Annotated in this window: 21 protein-coding genes; 6 read left to right on the top strand and 15 right to left on the bottom strand. The window is 34.6% G+C overall.

From position 1 onward, the window contains the following. Positions 1-73 precede the first annotated feature (73 nt). The 7 genes from LAB100_RS02285 to LAB100_RS02315 form a co-directional block, all read right to left on the bottom strand. Positions 74-730: a hypothetical protein gene (locus tag LAB100_RS02285; RefSeq protein ID WP_119326136.1), complete on the bottom strand. Its 657-nt coding sequence runs from the start codon at positions 728-730 to the stop codon at positions 74-76. A gap of 21 nt (positions 731-751) precedes the next feature. Continuing rightward, positions 752-1,564 (bottom strand): carbohydrate ABC transporter permease, encoded by an 813-nt coding sequence (locus LAB100_RS02290; protein ID WP_119326135.1) that lies wholly within the window; start codon positions 1,562-1,564, stop codon positions 752-754. Next, the gene (locus LAB100_RS02295; RefSeq protein WP_119326134.1) at positions 1,564-2,424 is read right to left on the bottom strand and encodes a carbohydrate ABC transporter permease; all 861 of its coding nucleotides are present in this window, start codon (positions 2,422-2,424) and stop codon (positions 1,564-1,566) included. The genes LAB100_RS02290 and LAB100_RS02295 overlap by 1 nt, the downstream gene beginning before the upstream one ends. 24 nt (positions 2,425-2,448) lie before the next feature. Further along, positions 2,449-3,771, bottom strand: coding sequence for an ABC transporter substrate-binding protein (locus LAB100_RS02300; RefSeq protein ID WP_119326133.1), 1,323 nt, complete (start codon positions 3,769-3,771; stop codon positions 2,449-2,451). Between the two features lie 173 nt (positions 3,772-3,944). After that, positions 3,945-5,240 (bottom strand): alpha-amylase family glycosyl hydrolase, encoded by a 1,296-nt coding sequence (locus LAB100_RS02305; RefSeq protein ID WP_119326132.1) that lies wholly within the window; start codon positions 5,238-5,240, stop codon positions 3,945-3,947. Between the two features lie 16 nt (positions 5,241-5,256). Then, the gene (locus LAB100_RS02310) at positions 5,257-6,915 is read right to left on the bottom strand and encodes a glycoside hydrolase family 13 protein (protein ID WP_246001212.1); all 1,659 of its coding nucleotides are present in this window, start codon (positions 6,913-6,915) and stop codon (positions 5,257-5,259) included. A 92-nt stretch (positions 6,916-7,007) separates the two neighbouring features. Further along, a complete protein-coding gene (locus tag LAB100_RS02315; RefSeq protein ID WP_119326131.1) occupies positions 7,008-7,955 on the bottom strand; it encodes a LacI family DNA-binding transcriptional regulator in 948 nt (315 codons plus the stop codon). Between the two features lie 302 nt (positions 7,956-8,257). Between LAB100_RS02315 and LAB100_RS02320 the strand changes: the two genes are divergently transcribed. Beyond that, on the top strand, positions 8,258-8,635 hold the full coding sequence (locus LAB100_RS02320; protein WP_119326130.1) for a hypothetical protein: 378 nt from the start codon (positions 8,258-8,260) through the stop codon (positions 8,633-8,635). Positions 8,636-8,769: 134 nt separating this feature from the next. Continuing rightward, the gene (locus LAB100_RS02325) at positions 8,770-9,141 is read left to right on the top strand and encodes a YxeA family protein (RefSeq protein WP_119326129.1); all 372 of its coding nucleotides are present in this window, start codon (positions 8,770-8,772) and stop codon (positions 9,139-9,141) included. A gap of 7 nt (positions 9,142-9,148) precedes the next feature. Here the strand turns inward: LAB100_RS02325 and LAB100_RS02330 are convergent, their stop codons facing one another. The 5 genes from LAB100_RS02330 to LAB100_RS02345 all read right to left on the bottom strand — a co-directional run bounded on the left by LAB100_RS02330 (position 9,149) and on the right by LAB100_RS02345 (position 12,644). Further along, positions 9,149-9,412 (bottom strand): TfoX/Sxy family protein, encoded by a 264-nt coding sequence (locus LAB100_RS02330; protein WP_119326128.1) that lies wholly within the window; start codon positions 9,410-9,412, stop codon positions 9,149-9,151. 165 nt (positions 9,413-9,577) lie between these two features. Next, positions 9,578-9,703, bottom strand: a complete 126-nt coding sequence (locus tag LAB100_RS11790) for a TetR-like C-terminal domain-containing protein (protein ID WP_371851207.1) — start codon at positions 9,701-9,703, stop codon at positions 9,578-9,580. A 217-nt stretch (positions 9,704-9,920) separates the two neighbouring features. After that, on the bottom strand, positions 9,921-10,838 hold the full coding sequence (locus LAB100_RS02335) for an alpha/beta hydrolase (protein ID WP_119326127.1): 918 nt from the start codon (positions 10,836-10,838) through the stop codon (positions 9,921-9,923). Positions 10,839-10,912: 74 nt separating this feature from the next. Then, positions 10,913-11,662, bottom strand: coding sequence for a nicotinamide riboside transporter PnuC (pnuC, locus tag LAB100_RS02340; protein ID WP_119326126.1), 750 nt, complete (start codon positions 11,660-11,662; stop codon positions 10,913-10,915). Positions 11,663-12,080: 418 nt separating this feature from the next. Beyond that, on the bottom strand, positions 12,081-12,644 hold the full coding sequence (locus LAB100_RS02345; protein ID WP_119326125.1) for a peroxiredoxin: 564 nt from the start codon (positions 12,642-12,644) through the stop codon (positions 12,081-12,083). A 167-nt stretch (positions 12,645-12,811) separates the two neighbouring features. Here LAB100_RS02345 and LAB100_RS02350 point away from each other — a divergent pair, with 167 nt between their 5' ends. Together LAB100_RS02350 and LAB100_RS02355 are read left to right on the top strand one after the other, a co-directional pair. After that, positions 12,812-13,468, top strand: a complete 657-nt coding sequence (locus LAB100_RS02350) for an HD domain-containing protein (protein WP_119326124.1) — start codon at positions 12,812-12,814, stop codon at positions 13,466-13,468. A 146-nt stretch (positions 13,469-13,614) separates the two neighbouring features. Then, positions 13,615-14,142: a phosphatidylglycerophosphatase A family protein gene (locus LAB100_RS02355; protein WP_119326123.1), complete on the top strand. Its 528-nt coding sequence runs from the start codon at positions 13,615-13,617 to the stop codon at positions 14,140-14,142. A gap of 303 nt (positions 14,143-14,445) precedes the next feature. Here LAB100_RS02355 and LAB100_RS02360 read toward each other — a convergent pair whose 3' ends face one another. Both LAB100_RS02360 and LAB100_RS02365 read right to left on the bottom strand, forming a co-directional pair. Further along, entirely contained in the window at positions 14,446-14,859 is a 414-nt protein-coding gene (locus LAB100_RS02360; RefSeq protein WP_119326122.1) for a universal stress protein, read from the bottom strand. A gap of 107 nt (positions 14,860-14,966) precedes the next feature. Then, entirely contained in the window at positions 14,967-15,392 is a 426-nt protein-coding gene (locus LAB100_RS02365; RefSeq protein WP_119326121.1) for a universal stress protein, read from the bottom strand. A 136-nt stretch (positions 15,393-15,528) separates the two neighbouring features. Between LAB100_RS02365 and LAB100_RS02370 the strand changes: the two genes are divergently transcribed. Beyond that, positions 15,529-15,828 carry a hypothetical protein gene (locus LAB100_RS02370; protein WP_119326120.1) on the top strand — a complete coding sequence of 100 codons (300 nt, stop codon included), beginning with the start codon at positions 15,529-15,531 and terminating at the stop codon, positions 15,826-15,828. A 67-nt stretch (positions 15,829-15,895) separates the two neighbouring features. Here the strand turns inward: LAB100_RS02370 and LAB100_RS02375 are convergent, their stop codons facing one another. After that, a complete protein-coding gene (locus LAB100_RS02375) occupies positions 15,896-17,854 on the bottom strand; it encodes an elongation factor G (RefSeq protein WP_119326119.1) in 1,959 nt (652 codons plus the stop codon). A gap of 139 nt (positions 17,855-17,993) precedes the next feature. Between LAB100_RS02375 and LAB100_RS02380 the strand changes: the two genes are divergently transcribed. Beyond that, on the top strand, positions 17,994-18,503 hold the full coding sequence (locus LAB100_RS02380; protein WP_119326118.1) for a sunset domain-containing protein: 510 nt from the start codon (positions 17,994-17,996) through the stop codon (positions 18,501-18,503). Positions 18,504-18,572: the final 69 nt, after the last annotated feature.

Here is an 18,572-nt window from a genome sequence, read left to right on the forward strand (position 1 = left end):
TATTTTTTGACTTCCAGTTAACTAATAAGTTTAATCTTACTAATCAATCTAGATGTGTCCTCCACACCCAAAGTCAATCCTTTTTGGCTACTTGACCACCTAATAATCTGTATGAAACATACGTTGAAAGCGATATACTGCAGATCACACTTAAAAAGGCCAATTGCAAAACGAAATTCAACAATATCAAGATTAAAAATACTATTACTGAGATAATAATGGGCAAAGGTCTTTCAACAAATAATGTTAAGTAATTCGCAAATTTAGCTGTTGCCAATTGAAAACTGATTGTTACCAGAGCCATAAAATAGACAAAGGTTAAAATCAAAACTGCCATATGCCATTGCGGATTTCCAACCGTAAGTTTATTCAATAAAATGAACATACTAGCGAAAAAGCCTAACCCAAAGTTGAGACGATAGTTTTTCTGAAAATCAAACCATTTTTTAAAAAAGTACTTAAAGAAACTTATACTACCATTTATTTGCCATTCTTGAACCGCAGCGTAACTTGCTGCTAATCCAGGAATCGTAAATACCGACATCATTAACCAAAGAATTATTAAAACAACATTATATGTAACAGAGAACTTCAAATTGAACAAAATTATTGCTGTCAATATTACCGAGAAGTTAATGATAAAGAATGAAAAATTTATCGTGAACAAAGACCACAGCCAGTTACCACTCGCTATTAATCGTTGTCCGTTCTTAGATTTAAGATTGATCACAATAATTTGTCCTTTCTTTAATTACTTAACAGCACCATCAGTAACACCCTTGATAATCCATTTTTGGGCAAATAGATAGAAGAGAATAACTGGAATGATGGAAATAGTGATACCAGCTAAGGCTAAATGCCATTGCTTTGTGTATTCACCGAAGAAATTAAACATTTGAAGTGGAATTGTATATTGCGCTTGTGGCAATACTAGTGATGGCAATAGATAATCGTTCCAGATAGCAATAATATTTAGAATTGCTACGGTAACTGTGATAGGGCTAAGCATTGGGAAGATAACTTTTGTAAAGATCTGCCAACGACTTGCTCCTTCTAGTTCAGCTGATTCATCCATTGCAATAGGAATACTTGATAAAGTACCTTGATACAAGAAAACTGACAAACTGCAGTCAAAACCAAGATACATAACAACTAGTCCCCACATGTTTAGAAAATGTACAGCACCAAAGTTGGCTGTCAAAGGAATCATTACTGATTGGAAAGGAATCAACATAGCTGAGATAAATAGCATCAAGAGAGCGCTACTTAACTTACTGTGATTTCTTTGCAATGCATATGCGGCCATTGATGAAGCCAAAATAATGACTAAAACACTGCAAACAGTGATGATCAATGAATTTGTCAATGAAGTGATGAAATTCAAAGCATGAAATGAATTAACATAGTTCGTACCGGTACTTGGATGTGGTAACGATAGAACTGAGGCGAAGATCCCTTTAGGTGTCTTAAATGAGTTAGTCACAATTAAGTAAAATGGGAACAACCACAAGATACCCAACAAGATTCCGACGATACCAATGGCACTTCTACTCTTCTTGTTCATTAGAGATCCTCCTCCCTCTTACGGTTATAAGCAACTTGCAATAGTGAAATAGCAGCAACGATGATAAAGAACACAATAGCCTTTGCTTCTGACAAGGAGAAGTTAGCTGAGTTATAAGCGGTATTAACAATATCCATCGCTAACATTTGTGTTGAGTTATATGGACCACCATTTGTTAATGACAAGTTTTGATCATAAATCTTAAATCCGTTTGATAATGTTAAGAACATGCAAACTGTAAATGCCGGAGCAATCATCGGGAACGTGATCTTAGTGAAACGTTGCCATGCTGAAGCCCCATCAATTTTTGCAGCTTCAATGATTTCATTAGGGATATTTTGTAAGTAAGCAATGTAAATGATCATAATATAACCACTCATTTGCCATACAGTAACAATAACTAATCCCCAAAAACCAGTTGTTTCATTAGTCAACCAATTTTGTAGCCAATCCATATGCAAGGCATTACCTAAAGCTTGAAATCCTTGTGTGAAAATGAATTGCCAGATGAAACCTAAGATTAAACCACCAATCATATTTGGCATGAAGAAAACGGTACGTAGGAAATTATTTCCCTTGAATTTTTGTGTAACTAGTAATGCTAAGCCCAAGCCTATTACGTTCAGCATAATGACAGTGACAATTACAAACCCCACTGTAAACCAAAAGGCGTTAATAAACGCCTTATCGTGGAACAATGTTATGTAATTTTGAAATCCTACCATCTTGGTAAAAGTCAAACCGTCCCAATCAGTAAATGAATAAAAGAGACCTTCAATTACCGGAATAAATACTACCAAAGCTAACGCAACGAGGGTTGGTGTTAAAAATAACCAAAATGAAAGACTCTTATTTTTCATATTCATTGCCCTCTTTTGTTACTTCTACTTATTATTTGATGATTTTTGTTGTTTAGCCCAACCATCTTTCATATTTTGAACTGTCTTATCCCAGCTTTGTTTGCCTGATAAGTACTTTTGTAGATTTGGTTGTGCAACGTCTGGATCCCATGAAGTACCAGTGTATCCTGGGAATGCCCAGCCAGTTGTCTTGTGAGCTTGTGAGTATTCAAAGACTGCTGATGTCAATGGATCGCCCATCTTGAAGTTATCGTAACCCTTGTAAGCAGGTACAAAGTGCAATGTGTTTACAACTTGTTTCTTACCTTCTTTAGATGTGTACATCCAGTCTAAGAAGTTCTTAGCAGCTTTTTGTTCTTGTGTAGATTTTTGACTATTAACAGCCCAGTATAGTGATGTACCAACAGGCATCTTGCCTTCTTCACCAGGTACTGGAATAGGAATCATACCAATATCGTTCTTAGCAAAGTCTTTATCAATACCTTCAACTGTAGGATAAATCCAGTCACCTTGTTGAATCATAGCGGCTTTACCTTGTGAGAAGTATTGGTTAACTTGTGCTGAATAATCTAGTTGCATGATAGGCTTGATTGAGTAATCTTTTTCAAGATCGATCATAGTCTTCATGTCGTTAGCCTTTGTAAATGGCATTGTCTTTGACTTGTAAAGCTTTTGAGCATTACCGTTAAAGTCTTGTGCTAAGTAAAGGTTTGCCAAGTGATCTGAGAATACCCAGGCTTCCTTACCAGGTGTAGCGAAGACTCCCTTGATACCTAATTCGCTCTTTTGTGAATCCAATTGTTTGATAGCAGCTTCCAAACTGTCCATTGTTGTCAAACTGTTTGGATCAATACCAGCCTTTTCAAAGACCTTCTTGTTATAAACTAAACCATAACCTTCAACGTTGAATGGAAGTCCAACAGTCTTGCCATTTGACTTAACAGCATCCAATGTTCCTGGTTGTGCTGCCTTAGCAGCCTTTGTATTGGACAAATCAGCTTCGTGTGCTTTAAATTGTTGAACATCAGCTGGACCAGCCAAACTAAAGATTGTAGGTGCATTACCAGATGAAATTCTAGTCTTTAGAACTGGATCATATTGAGTACCACCACCGATTGATGTAACTTCAATCTTTACATTTGGATGGGATTTCTCATAATCCTTAGCAATTTGTTTGAATTGCTTGTTGTTCTCAACCTTTCCTTGAAGAATTGTGATCTTAACATCCTTACCTGAGGATGAACCATTGCTACTACTGCTGCAGGCTGCCAACATAAATGTTGCACCGGCTGCTAAAGCAACAACTGCGACACGTTTACCTAAACGTTTCCAGAAGTTCTTCTTCATTACCAAAGCCCCCTATAAAAATATCATTTCTTTATTACAATTCCCATTATTGTTCGAAAGCGTTTACTTTGCAACCGCTTTCGAAATGTTACCGATAACAAGTTTCAATTTTGTCCAAAAAAAGAGTAGTTAATTCACAATTGAATTAACTACTCTTTATCAGCTACAAAGCCTTATGCATTAGTCTTTCCTTGAATAATAATAGGATCATAATCAAGGGTCACGATACCATTTTGTACATTAACTAACGAATTATTGATCATGTTTGTGTAACTATCACTTGGTAAAGCAACTGGAACTTCAGCAGACATTCCCTTCAAACTAAAAATACCAATCCGAATAAGATCACCTAAACGATAAGTTACTTCGACTACATCGTTTTCAATTGGTGTTATCTTATAATCTCCCTCGACTTGAATCTGAGATTGACTGAGCTCATGCATTGTCAATATCAAAGAGCTTAGGTTCATCTTAGGGGAATCCCAATCTAATTTGTCAGTATCAAACAAGCTAGGAGTATGTTTCATTCCGAATTCTTGCCCAGCATAAACTAAAGTTGAACCCTTCTGGAATTCTGAGAAAGCAGTCCAATTATAAACATCATTTTCATTGATAAACATACTGTGTGCACGTGGCTGATCATGATTCTCTAAGGCCCGCATCTTAATATAGTTAGATGGATAAATAACACCTTGAGTATTTAAGGCATCAATATATTTCTTCAAAGTAACGTCACCTTTAACATAACCACGCCAAATAGGATCTATATCATAGTCATAAGTCATATCAAATGCACTATACAATTCGGCATCAGAAGAAACATGATATCCTTTAGCACCAAGTATTTTAATATAATCTTTCCCTGTCGATTCAGCCAACCAGACTGTCTTAGGGTTAACCTTAGCAACTTCTTTTCTAGCTTCTTTCCAAAATTCAATTGGAACTTGTGGAGCCACGTCACATCTGAAACCATCGACAATTTTGGCATAACGTTTCAAAGTTTCAATTTGATAGTTCCACAATGCCTTATGAGAATAGTCCAACTCTGCTACATCGGTCCATTCCTCGTTTTTATTGAAGAGGTTTCCCGCATTATCACGTAGGAACCAATCTGGATGCACTTGTAATAAAACAGAATCACGTGAGGTATGATTATAAACAATATCAAGCATAACCTTCATACCATGATCATGAATTGCCGCTACTAATTTCAAAAAGTCTTGCCAAGTACCTAATTCTGGATCAACGGCACGATAATCCTTAATTGAATACGGTGAGCCCAATTTTCCCTTACGATCTTTTCGACCAATTGGATTGATTGGCATTAACCAAATACAATCAGTTCCCAAAGCTTTGATGCGATCCAAATCTGGTTCAATCGCTTTTAATGTACCTTTTTTTGTATGGTTTCTTACAAAAATACAGTAAATTTGCATTTTTCTAAGCTTAATATCTGTTTGACTTGCCATAATTAATTACACCCCTTTAAGATTTTGACTCCAAAGCACAGCATCCCCATGGACCTAACTTTAAGATCTTATCATTCATCTGAATCTTTTCATTAGACAAATTATCACTCCAATCACCCTTCGGTAATTCAAAAGTTTTACTTTGATCCGAAAAGTTGATGACAACTAATCCCTGATTATGATCTGTCCTACGCAAATAAGCGTAAATCTTGGGATCAGTAATCAGCAGTCGATAAGTCCCACTAGTAAAGCATTCATGCTTTTTCACTCGTAAAAGTTCTCTATAAAACATCATAACGCTATTAGGATCTTTTATTTCTTGGTTAACACTTGTTGTGTCAGTTTGAGCCCAATTCCAAGGTCTTTTCTTAGAGAAACCACGGTACTGCGAAGTGTCCCATTGCATCGGACCACGGGCTGTCATTTCATCTTGATTATTTAATAATTGCAGAATTTTTTGATCATCGAACGACTTACTGCGTAAATTATTGATCAAATCCAAAGCTCTTTGATCATCGAAATCAGAAATATTTTTGTATTTAAGACCATGCATCCCAATTTCTTCACCATAATAAATTACTGGTATACCACGTTGTAAGAACAACATCATCGCCAATAGTTCTGTTACTTTATCATTTTCTACTGGTAAATTTAGCCGATCTAATACTCGACTAATATCATGATTACCCCAAGTTAAAGTAGGTAAACTAACTTTTTCCAAGACGCTTTCCCATGTAACATAAGTTTGTTTAAGAGTATCTAAAGATAATTTACGTGACTGAAAGAATTTAGGAATATCAGGATCTGTTTCATACTCTTCCCCAAAGTTATCTGAATTGACGACAACATCGCATACATTCTCATTGGGACGTGTATACTCAGCCGCATCTCTGGCCTTTGCTGAGGCAGCCTCTCCAAATAAAAATGCATCTGGTTTAAATGCCTTGATTTCTTTCACGAAACCAGACATATAATCCTTTACCGCTGGCAACTTAGCGTAAAAAGTATCATCAATAGGAAACTTTTGATCAGTTAACAGTGAATTTTGTTCCAAATTTGCCTTAGCAATATGAATAAAAGCATCCAATCTAAAACCATCGACACCCTTTTCAAGCCAAAACTTAGCGATATCAGCGACGGACTTTTGTACTTCAGGATTTTTCCAATTCAAATCAGGCATTCTTTTATCGAATAGATGAAAATAATACTCTTTGGAATCATTGGGATTTTTCTCCCAAACACTACCGCCAAAGAAAGAACCCCAATTATTGGGTTCATGTCCATCAACTTGATCATGCCAAATATAATAATCCTTAAAAATACTATTAGAATTACTAATGGCATCTCTGAACCACGGATGTTGATCTGATGTGTGATTGATTGGTAAATCTAAAATAATATGTAGACCTAAACGATGTGCCTTCTCAATCATTTCTGAAAAATCATTGGTATCTCCTAAAATTGGGTCAATTGCAAAATAATTAGAAACATCATAACCATTATCAACTTGTGGCGATACGAAAATTGGATTCAACCAAATAGTATTAAACCCCATATCTTTAATATAATCCAAATGTTTAATAATTCCCTGCAAATCTCCGATACCGTCGTTATTAGTATCTTGGAAACTCTTAGGGTAAATCTGATAAATAATTGCCTTATCATACCAGCTCACAATAGTTGCCCCCTTTTGTAAACCCTTACACACCAGTATAAAAAAGTAAGCCCTACCTAAGCAAGGCTATCTTCCATGTTATCGGTAACAGTTTATTCTCTCAAAGTGCCACCAAAACTGATTTTAGGTTCAAACACAAGGGCCCCTTGTTGCTCATTACTTTCAATCTTATCCAAAAGATTTTCACCACAAGCACTGCCCATTTCAATAATCGATTGTTTAATTGTCGTTATTTTAGGAGATGCAACTTGATTCAAAAAAACACCATCGAATCCAGTTACACCAAAATCATCCGGTATTTTGCCTCCACAGCGAACGATTCCTCTTTCAATTCCAATTGCCAGACGATCAGAAGCACAAATAAAAGCAGTATTTTTGGGAATTTTATCCCAATTTTGTTCCACAAACTCCTCAGCCAAATGACTGTGATTATCGAAACGATGTAATTCTGGCACCATTCTCTTTTCTTGAACCTGTTGTAAGTATCCAGATTCTCGAGAGTATTCAAATGATTCCTTACTATCTATTCCAACATAAATCAAATGCTGATAACCTTTTTCTAAGGCTAACTGCGACAAAATATAAGTGCCAGCTTTGTTATTGGTATCCACATAGTCAAAACCATAACGGTTTTCACCAAACAAAACGACTGGTTTCTTTAAATTTTTAATCCAATCGACGTCTTGCTCGCGCATCCCAGTAATAATATACCCATCACAATTACCAATATCGAAATTTTTCCGCGTAACCAGTTGCAAAGAGTATTGATGCAGATCCAAAGTTTTAGCTATACCAATCATTAAGTTCATATAGTATGGCTCGGTCGTATCAATATCCTCTAGAATACAGAGTTTAATTATCCTAGTACTTTTATCCACTAAAGCCCTAGCAATCATATTAGGATGATAATCCAATTCACGCATGGCTTGGTACACTAACTCTTTTAACTCATCAGTAACCTTATCTGGGTGATTAATTACTCGCGATACGGTCATTTTAGAAACATTGGCTTTCCTTGCTACATCAACTAAAGTCGTCATGCTCTCCCCCTATATATACCCATGACCTAATTATACCAATTTAAAACTATTACAACTATTTTTTTATAAATTATATATAGCTTTATAATAATAGGAAGAAAAAAGGCCGTCCAACAATGGACGACCTTCTTCTAGTTACGGAGTCAACATAACTTGCATGTACTTTTTTTATTTGATAAATGTCTCTGACATCTATCGTGTATAATTATCTCTATAAGACTTCCAAATGTAAATAACTAATCAACCTTATAACTAAAACGTTAGTTTTATGTGACATTTTTGTAAGATAGGAGTGTATTACAATGTCAACAACCACACAAATGATTTTTAATATTACAATTATTTTTATCACTGTTACTTTAATTGTAGGGGTGATTTTAATTTCCATCGCTTTATTTCGTATTATTCATGCCTTAAAATATCGCAATCAAATGCTCAAACAAGTTAGTCGGCCTTATCTAACTTGCCACATAAACCATCAGCAGCTTGAAATTCACAATATCAGCCAAATACCAATTGTGATTGATGAAACTCAAAATATTAATTTAAATCAAATCATTGGTCAAACTTTACCTGGTGGTCAATCATTTTATTATCCAATTGAAAATAAGCCACAAAGTGCTATTTCCATTAAATATCACGATCAAATAGACACCTATACTCAACAATTCAAACTTTAAAACTAACAATTTAAAGTTATTAAAAGTTTGATATCAAAACATTTTTCTTTTTACACTTACAAACCTTACAAAACCGTTAGGACCAATACTATTGTTTCTATGATATTATTCCAAGTGAACTACGGAGGGATAATATGAGTAAAAGAATTTGGGCAATAGTTATAGTAATTATTATTTTATTAATACCATTAGTAGGGTACGAGTTTTGGTACGTTCCTAATTATTCTGGCGACGATTACTATACTTTCGTTGGCAACTCCTACAAAGAAATCATCGAGAAAGATGACTCTGGAAATGATTATCGTGAATATTACTATAATCAAAAATCTTACGATAAAAATGGCAATGAAAAACTGCTCAAATTTGACAGTGCTTTAGGACGTCCTATTAAAGCTAATAACTACTTGAAAGTAACTTACAATGATAAACGTAAACGAGTAATGTCCTGGGAAAAAGTTCAAAAAAATCAGGTTCCTCGAAAATCACTAGAACAAATATTAAAATAGATAATTTTTAATTATTCTTTCTAAAAAAGACTAGTAATTCCTGTTTCTTGTCATCTGATAATTCTGTATAAGGAACATCTTCAATAGCACCTTCCAAGGAATAAAGCATCTGAATGCAGTAGAATCTTTCAGGGGCATTTAAAGATTTTAATTTTAAGAAAGTCTCCTTACTGCCTAAGCTATCCAATTCATCTTCATTCGTGATATTTATCTTTGATAACTGTTGATCCAATACTTTTCCAATATTAGGAAGCTCTATTAATCTAGTCATATTAACTACCCTCAATTACTAATTTATTTTTACTATATCACTAATTCCAGTAATTCATATATTAATCATAAAATAACCAACTCAGGTATAACAATGAAAAGGGCACAGAAACTACTTTGGTTTCTGTGCCCTTTTTATATATTTAAAAATTTCAATTCAACGTTTTTATATTAAATCTCTGATTATTTCAATTGTTTGTTGAGCCTTTATTTCAGGTGGTTCTTTACAATCAGTGGCTATCCAATAAAGAATAACATTCAAAAAACCATAAAGGACAAAACGAACGCCAATTTAATTACTATTTTTAAGGATATAAAAATACATATTCATAATCAACTAACAAATGCATTTTTTAAATTATATCAATGGGAATTACCTTTTATATATTGAGCCTCTTAACTATTTTTATTTTTAGTAGAAAGAAATTATAATTCTTTATATATAAAAAAGGAAGTCCAGAAATATAATTAATCTCTGAACTTCCTTTTTATTTTGGAACGATTGAATCTTACCTAAAATATCTCTTTGCAAATTTTAGTGTATTATCAGTATACTTCTGACCAGCTACCCTTTTAGATTGCGCATGACCTGCACCTTTAACGATCCATAACTTTTTAGGACCTTTAGCATAATCATAATTCTTATAAGCGTTCTTTGTCGGTACAAAGTTATCTTTTGAACCATGAATTACATATAAGGGTACTTTGCTATTCTTCAAAGTCTCTTTGGTACTAGCCTGATAAAAGTTATATCCGGCTAAAGCATCAGCATAAAGACTAGCTGTCGGTACGATTGGAAAACTAGGCAAACCAAACATATCTTTCAACTGATAGTCAAGTTCTCCTGAAATAGTTGAATAACCGCAATCTTCAATCGCAAATTTTACATTATCCAATTTCTTTCCCAAAGTATACATTACTGTGGCAGCTCCCATACTGACACCAAAAAGTCCAATTTGAGAATTTTTACCATTGTTTTTATTAACCAGCTTGACCCAATTGGCTAAGTCATCACGATCCTTCCAACCATAACCAGCATACTTACCTTGACTCATACCAAATGAGCGGTTATCTGGTGCTAGAACGTTATAACCAGCCTGGTGAAACATTTTGACATAAGACCCCATATATTTACTAGCACTACCATAACCATGGACAACGATAACTGTTTTAGCAGTTTTCTTAGTTGCTGGTAAATATCTTGCCTTGAGTTTAAGATCATCTTTTGATGTCTGCTCCCAAATTGTCTGTTTCTTCTGATCAAGTAGCCAATGATCGTCTTTTTTCAACGGACCTTGGGACTTACTACTATAACCATCTTTGCTAAATGCATAATTGAACATATAACCACCGGCAGCTACATCAGCTACCAGTACTACCCCAATCACTACTAAAAGAAATACTTTAAGAAATTTTTTTAATCTCATAATCTACCCTACTTAAAATTATTGTCGCTAAATAATAATAAGCTAATTAGCAAATCAATTGCAACTATTCAAAATTAAGCTTGTTCTTGTGAGATTTTTTCATCACGAGCACGATTAGCACTAGCATCTTGATGGAACCAGTGAATATGTGAATCGAAGAAAGCAATCATATCGTTCATGAAGTACATGATGTAAGTCAAGAATAGAACAGGACTAGCATCACCTTGTGTGGCTGTAACACCCCAAAGAATGATTGACATAACACCTTGAACAGTCCAGAAATAATATTGTTCACGGAAACGTAAAGTACATAGTAGTGCACCTGTAAATCCAATTGCAGCAGAAACTGAATCAATAACAGGACGAGGACTGATAAATAGACGTGTATCCATCAAATATAATAATCCCCAAGCTGCAAAGAAGAACACTGCCGTTAATAGCCATTTCATACCTGTTAGACCATGAATATGCTTTTCAGCATCCTTAGCCCATTGTGGACTGATCAAAACAGGGATATCTAGTAAAACAATATAACTTAGTTGAAGAACAACATCTGAGAAGTTCTTTGCACTGATAGCAACATAAATATAAATAAGAGCTGAAACTAGTCCCAAAACACCATTTAAAGGCTTAGCATTAGTAATGGCAACTGTACATGTAAAACCAAGTGTACCAGCTAGCCATGTCCAAATGGCGATTGCATTTATTTGATGTGACAAGGTTGAAGCAGTGATAGCCCCTAAACCAAACATTAATAGCATGTAACTTCTGAAACTCCAGTGTTTCATTTGTTCAACATACCATTTTGGATTAAAAATACTCATTTTTGAATCTTCTCCTCTATGACGTCATGAAATACTTAAACGTGGTAATTGTATTCCAATCCAATCAAAATTTATTTATCCCTCAAACTGTATTTATGAAAAAATATCAATTTAACCGACAGCTAAAATCATACCACCATTTCCAATAAATTTGGTAGTTACAATCTCAAGTGTATTGATGACATATCGCTGTAAAGCGCTTTACTTGCTTGATAATTGGGGAATTTATCATTTGATACAATATATAGATTTTTTAAATTTCGTATCACTATATATTGTTATAACGACTAAGAACTTTTTTAACATATCATCATATGATAGATTGATTGGAACCATTCTCATCAATAGAAAAAGTCAATTTGACATTGAAGGTCAAATTGACTTTTTATTCATTTCCGTAATATAAGAATAAAAACTTCTAAATCTTACCAACTAAATCAGCACCAGGTTTAATTGTATCTTCCCCGGGATGCCAGTTTGCAGGACAAACATTATCACCGTGTTCTTCAACAAACTGTGCTGCTTGTAAGGTTCTTAAAATTTCTTTGGCATTTCTACCAATGCCCATCGCATTAATAGTATATGACTTAATAATTCCCTTAGGATCAACGATAAAGACCCCACGGTACGCTTGACCGCTTTCATTATCCAAAATATTGAAAAAATCTGTAAGTTGATGCTTTTGGTCTGATAACATTGGATATTCAATCTGACCAATAGTATCAGTTGTTTGTGCCCATGACATGTGTGCAAATTGACTATCAACTGAAACAGAATAAATCTCTGCATTAGCAGCTTTAAAATCGGCGTATGATTTTTCTAAATCACTCAGTTCTGTTGGACAAACAAACGAAAAATCAGCTGGATAAAAGAACAAGATTGACCATTTACCTAACAGATCTGACTTAGCAACTGTTTTGAGTTCACCTTGTTGATATGCATTAACATTGAAATCTGGTATTTCTTTATTAATATAATTCATTTTTAGGTCCTCCTAAGTTATATTTTAATTGTAGTTCAATTTTGCCACTATGCAAATAATTACACACCAATTTAATCGTTTTCATAATAACAAAGATTTCGATTCAATTTAAATATAAGCGCTTTTGTGTGACAATATAATTATTCATTCAAAAAGGGATTGATCTTATGACCTACGAGGAACAAATTAAAGCTATTCGAGATTATTCATATCGAAAAATGAGTGGTGATTCTACTGGTCACAATTGTGACCACATCGAACGAGTCGTCAAAACTGCCAAAAAAATTCTACAACAAGAATCTGCCGATTCTTTAATAACCATCGCAGCTGCTTATCTTCACGACGTAGCTGACGATAAATTAGTTACCGATCCTGCCCAATTAGAAAATGAGATCAAGGATTTTCTGAACAGTTTGGAGCTTTCAAAAACACAAATCGATGAAATTCTCTACATAACTCACAATTTATCATTCAGTAAATCACTCAGTGAGAATCCACCCCGGCTGTCTTTAGCTGGTCAAATCGTTCAAGATTCCGACCGTTTAGATGCCATCGGAGCAATTGGAATTACCCGTGCCATATATTATGGTGGAGCAAATTCTGAAACTATCTATGATCCTAAAATCAAACCTCGTCAAAAGATGAATAAGAAAGAATATCGTAATTTAGACAACGAAACAATTATTAATCACTTTTACGAGAAATTATTGAAATTAACTGGTATGATGAATACCCCTACCGCTAAGAAAATTGCTGAAAGTCGTCATCAGTACATGCTCGACTTTCTCGATGAGTTTAAAAATGAGTGGGATACTGAAAAGTAACGAAGTCACTTAGAAAAAGGCCGAGATTTGAAATAATTTGTAGAATTGGTTCAAACTCATACTCTCTATGTTCCAGCCCAATTTTCTTTGTTGCAGAGGACGGCATCATTAACTAAAAAAGAGCATAACGAAAGGAAGTATACATTTTGGTTTCATACGAAGAACAAGATAAGCAATATTACGAACACATTATTAGAAATCTTAAGGATCGTGGTGTCGAGTTGAAGGACATCGCCGAAATAGTTATCTTTTTGGAAAAGGATTACGTTGAGGGTCTAAACGAAAAAGTATCTATTTATGCCATCAACAAGGTACTTCACAAACGTGAAGCCCAAAATGCTATCATGACAGGAATTGAATTGGATGTTCTCGCTGAAAAAGGCCTATTGTCAGCTCCTATGCAACGTATTATGCAAACTGATGAATCAACTTATGGAATTGATGAGAATATGGCGATCACTTTGGCTAGTCTTTATGGTTCCGTTTCTGTTACTAACTACGGTTACGTCGATAAATTAAAACACGGTATTCTAGGAAAACTAAATGATAAATCTACTGGCAAGATCAATGTTTTCTTAGACGATCTAGTTGGTGCTATTGCTGCCGCTGCATGTGGTTGGTTAGCTCACAATGAACGAGAAGTAGAAAAAATGTTAAGTGAAGTTGCTGAATAAAAAACATTTTGAAATTTAAACGAAAAAAGAACAGTATCTATTAGGATATTCAGGTATATTGACCTGAAGAAGCTTAATAAACACTGTTCTTTTTATTATTGCTTGCCTTTAAAATAGATAATTAACAAAATAACATATTGGTTCGGAACGACAAGAAAATGGGCTCAGTAATGAAATTCTACTTAGCTCATGCAGTAAGGCTATTAGAAGGTCGAGATTTGAAACAATTACGAATTTCAATTGGTTCAAATTCGTACTCTCTACATTCCAACCCAATTTTCTTGTTGTGGCGAACGGCAATTTTTAACTAACAATTAAAATGCTTGTTTTAGAATGTTCAGAAATATATCTCGTCACTGATCCCGTAAAGAGTCTTTCCAAAGCATGAGTACCTGACTTGCCTATTACAATTAAGTCGATTTGCTTTTCTTTAGCAAAATTGATTATTTCTTCTCGAGGCTCGCCACTCAATAAATTAGCTTCATAATCTTGTCCAGAGTCCTTGACGATTTGTTGAGCTTTAGCTAAATCTGTGTGAACATCGTCGGCAATATTCTCTTCCAATTTTGGAGCATAGGATACACCAACATTAGTGGGCAGAACGCATACATTAATGACAGAAACAACGTAAATCTTTGCCTTAAATTGTTTAGATAATTCCAAAGCTTCATTTAAGGCATCGTATGAATTATTACTTCCATCTATAGCAACTAATATTTTTTAAACATTATTTTCTACCTTCTTTCACTGATCTCAGACAGATTGTATCAAGTTCCAGAAGGTATAGTTTAGATGGAGTATAGCCATTGTGTATATTAATTTCTTTAAACTACTATTAACACATTAATATCAGAGTGTTCAGAAACAAATCGTGTAACTGAACCAACAAATACCCTTGTTAAAGCATTGGTACCAGTTTTTCCCATTACTATTAAATCAATGCCATTTTCTTGCGGAAAAATAGTTAACTCTTCTCGAGGTTCGCCATCAAGCAACTCAGTCTGATAGGTCAAACCTGTTTTTGAAACGATTTGTGCCGCTTTATCTAATTCCCTTTTTGAAGAATCTCTTAAATCTTTTGTTAAACCTGGTACGTAAGAAACACCGACGTTGGTTGGTAAATTAACTGTATTGACTACCGATACTAAGTACAACTCTGAATTAAACTGTTTGGCCAAAGTCACAGCTGAATCTAAGGCATTAAAGGAACTCTTACTACCATCGATGGCTACTAATATCTTTTTAAACATTAATCAATACCTCCATTCGTAATTCTTCCATAATTTTACCAAGTTCCGGAAAATTATGTTAATTATTAGCTATCCATCAAATGCAACTTTGTTATACTGAAACTGAATAGTAAATAATTTTAGGGGATTAATTATTATGCAGACAAAACGAAGACTGGAGCTCATTGAACAAGAATGTCAAAAACGCATCAATTTTAAAGAAATTCAATTTACTCATTACTTTTCCAATCAATTTATGGAAAAACATACACAATTTTTCTGCATCGAAGAACTTTTAGAATCATTAGGCATCACTTGCAAGAATGATTTAGAATCTCTTCCTATTAATACTTGGGAACAAAAGATCCAACAATCAACTACCTTCTCCTCTTGGCAAGAAATGTTAGATCAAGCCGGATCTGAATACTCTTTAAAAAATTTCCCAGCTGGAGTTTAATTAAAAAAGGATACTAATTTTGAGATAACGTACACATCGTATGTATATCTCAAAACGAGTATCCTTTTTAGTTACTAACTGAATTCAAATAAGGTACATGCGCCATCTTGGGCAATTGATCCCATGGTACTGGATATCCTGCTCCGTGCGCACAGAAAACTGAATCTGGTGTGTTTTCCAAATCTGACACTGGATCATAATCTTTTTCCGATATTATTTCGACTTGATTATGGCATGGTCGATATCCTTCCACGATACATTCCAAATGACCTTGTCCATGAGTATAAGAATTTACTTCTTGAGAGTAACCTTGCATCTCAGATACTGGAGCAACACCATTTAAAACCGTAAATTGCTCCTCTAAACCATCTTGAATTTCTGGTGTCTCAAAAGTTCCATGCATCTTTTGAATGTCATTCATGGCTCGACCGACCTGATCTTGTCCTATCTCAAGTCTGAAACGATACCAAGGTTCCAATAACTGACATCCCTGATTTTCTTTTAACATCATTAGACCTTGACGAACTGCACGCCAAGTAGCTTCTCGAAAATCACCACCAACTGAATGAACATTGCTTGCTCGTCCTCCGATAAGACTTATTTTCATATCAGTAATTGGAGCTCCAATTAAAACTCCTAGATGCTCTTTAGAACCCAAATTAGTTAACACTTGATGTTGCCAATTACTAGCTAAAACATCCAAACTACATCTACTTTCGAATGACAAACCACTACCAACTGGTGCTGGTTCCATCAATAAATGAACTTCCGAATAATGACGCAAGGGTTCAAAATGACCCACACCTTCAACATTTTTGGTAATTGTTTCCTTATAAAGGATACTACCTTCATCAAAGGTGACATTCAGATCAAAACGTTTCAATAATATTTGCTGCAAGATTTCCAACTGCACTTCACCCATAATTTGAATTCGGATTTCTTGTAATTGACTTGACCATGTTACATGTAACTGTGGATCTTCATCTTCTAATTGTCGCAAAGCAGTCAGTGCCACATGATTATCCACTTCTGTATTAACTTTATAATTTAAAATTGGTTGCATCATTGGTACCGGACTATCTTTTTCATTACCTAATCCAATTCCCGGATAAGTATCTGTTAAACCTGTAATCGCACATACTCCGCCAGCAGGAATTTCTGATTGTAACTCATACTTAGCCCCATCATAAATCCTTACCTGATTAGCTTTTTGATCTTTCAACAAGACCATCTTATTCTGTAAAACGCCACTTGTAACTCTAACCCAAGTTAAGCGCTCACCCCTTTCATCGTGAGAGATTTTAAAAACTCGAGCGCCGAAATCAGTTTCATAAGTATTTTCTTTAGTCCACTTGCCAAAGCCAGTTAAAAAATTTTCAACTCCGTCAATTTTTAAGGCCGAACCAAAATAGCAGGGAAAGACCTGACGTTGTTTAATTAAATTTTGAATAATATTTTCGGATAATTTACCAGTATCCAAGAAACCTTCTAAAACCTTATCATCTTGCATGGCAATTTCTTCATAAGATTCTTCTGGTAACTCATTAGTTTCATTATTATTAAAAGCAATACAGCCACTTGAAAACACTGACTGCAATTCGTTTAACACACGTTTTTGATCTGCCCCATCAGCGTCCATTTTATTAACAAAGATAAAAGTAGGTATTTGATAATGATTCAACAAATGCCAAAGCGTCCTAGTATATCCTTGAATACCATCGGTTGCAGAAATCACCAAAATAGCATAGTCCAAAACTGACATGACTTGTTCTGTTTGTGTGGCAAAATCAACGTGCCCTGGAGTATCCAAAAGCGTTAAATCTAAATCTTGATATTTCAAATTAGCTTGATGTGAAAAAATCGTAATGCCACGTTTCTTCTCTAATTCATCAGGATCTAAGAAGGCATCACCCTTATCAACTCGTCCCAATTTACGTAATTCACCAGCACGATACAACATGGCTTCTGATAAAGTAGTTTTACCCGCATCAACATGGGCCACAATTCCTGCTACAATTGATTTCATAATCTTCCTCTTTTTTGTTAAATCGTCGATAATTAGTTTATCACAATTAATGAGATAAACCCTTTAATAAGAAAGCTTCTATAAAAATAGATCATCGTTTGATACAATTATATTTATAAAGCTTATAGGGGGAAATATCATGAAAAAAAGTCTTATTTCTAGTCTTATTGCATCAACTTTATTACTGGTAGGGGCAGCCTTTCCAACAATAACTAAAGCTAACACTACTACCATTGGTGATATAGATTACGGTACTCAAGGCACAGTAACTACTAATCAAATGGCGTTTTTACATGGATTAAGTGAAAATGTTTTATACCAGATCACTAATCGTGGTCTTGCCGCCAACTCACCATGGTACTATGATCAAACAATTACAGGAGCTGATGGTATCAAATACTACCGTGTCGCTACTAATGAATGGGTCGGTTCTAATTACCTTGGTCAAATCAACGATAATTCTATTACTACTAATAATAACCAACCTAGCGATCTAGTGAATACTGACGGTAAAATCGTTGGTAATTCTGAATCCAAGATCTATCATCTTCCTTGGCAACATAACTATAAAATCAAATCAACCAATATTGTTTACTTCAACTCTGAACAAGATGCTATCAATGCCGGTTATCAAAAATCAAAGAGATAATGAAAAAAGTGAACCACTTAGTTTGGACAAAAATCCAACTAAGTGGTTCACTTCTTTTTTATTTTACAC

The organism is Companilactobacillus musae (genome assembly GCF_003967595.1).
GTDB classification, from domain to species: domain Bacteria; phylum Bacillota; class Bacilli; order Lactobacillales; family Lactobacillaceae; genus Companilactobacillus; species Companilactobacillus musae.

Excerpts from the sequence above, each read along its gene's own strand:
- pnuC (WP_119326126.1), bottom strand. The coding sequence starts at position 11,662 with ATGAGTATTTTTAATCCAAAATGGTATGTTGAACAAATGAAACACTGG.
- LAB100_RS02370 (WP_119326120.1), top strand. The coding sequence starts at position 15,529 with ATGCAGACAAAACGAAGACTGGAGCTCATTGAACAAGAATGTCAAAAA.
- LAB100_RS02375 (WP_119326119.1), bottom strand. The coding sequence starts at position 17,854 with ATGAAATCAATTGTAGCAGGAATTGTGGCCCATGTTGATGCGGGTAAA.
- LAB100_RS02305 (WP_119326132.1), bottom strand. The coding sequence starts at position 5,240 with ATGGCAAGTCAAACAGATATTAAGCTTAGAAAAATGCAAATTTACTGT.
- LAB100_RS02365 (WP_119326121.1), bottom strand. The coding sequence starts at position 15,392 with ATGTTTAAAAAGATATTAGTAGCCATCGATGGTAGTAAGAGTTCCTTT.
- LAB100_RS02335 (WP_119326127.1), bottom strand. The coding sequence starts at position 10,838 with ATGAGATTAAAAAAATTTCTTAAAGTATTTCTTTTAGTAGTGATTGGG.
- LAB100_RS02315 (WP_119326131.1), bottom strand. The coding sequence starts at position 7,955 with ATGACGACTTTAGTTGATGTAGCAAGGAAAGCCAATGTTTCTAAAATG.
- LAB100_RS02300 (WP_119326133.1), bottom strand. The coding sequence starts at position 3,771 with ATGAAGAAGAACTTCTGGAAACGTTTAGGTAAACGTGTCGCAGTTGTT.
- LAB100_RS02345 (WP_119326125.1), bottom strand. The coding sequence starts at position 12,644 with ATGAATTATATTAATAAAGAAATACCAGATTTCAATGTTAATGCATAT.
- LAB100_RS02330 (WP_119326128.1), bottom strand. The coding sequence starts at position 9,412 with ATGACTAGATTAATAGAGCTTCCTAATATTGGAAAAGTATTGGATCAA.
- LAB100_RS02380 (WP_119326118.1), top strand. The coding sequence starts at position 17,994 with ATGAAAAAAAGTCTTATTTCTAGTCTTATTGCATCAACTTTATTACTG.
- LAB100_RS02325 (WP_119326129.1), top strand. The coding sequence starts at position 8,770 with ATGAGTAAAAGAATTTGGGCAATAGTTATAGTAATTATTATTTTATTA.
- LAB100_RS02320 (WP_119326130.1), top strand. The coding sequence starts at position 8,258 with ATGTCAACAACCACACAAATGATTTTTAATATTACAATTATTTTTATC.
- LAB100_RS02295 (WP_119326134.1), bottom strand. The coding sequence starts at position 2,424 with ATGAAAAATAAGAGTCTTTCATTTTGGTTATTTTTAACACCAACCCTC.
- LAB100_RS02350 (WP_119326124.1), top strand. The coding sequence starts at position 12,812 with ATGACCTACGAGGAACAAATTAAAGCTATTCGAGATTATTCATATCGA.
- LAB100_RS02290 (WP_119326135.1), bottom strand. The coding sequence starts at position 1,564 with ATGAACAAGAAGAGTAGAAGTGCCATTGGTATCGTCGGAATCTTGTTG.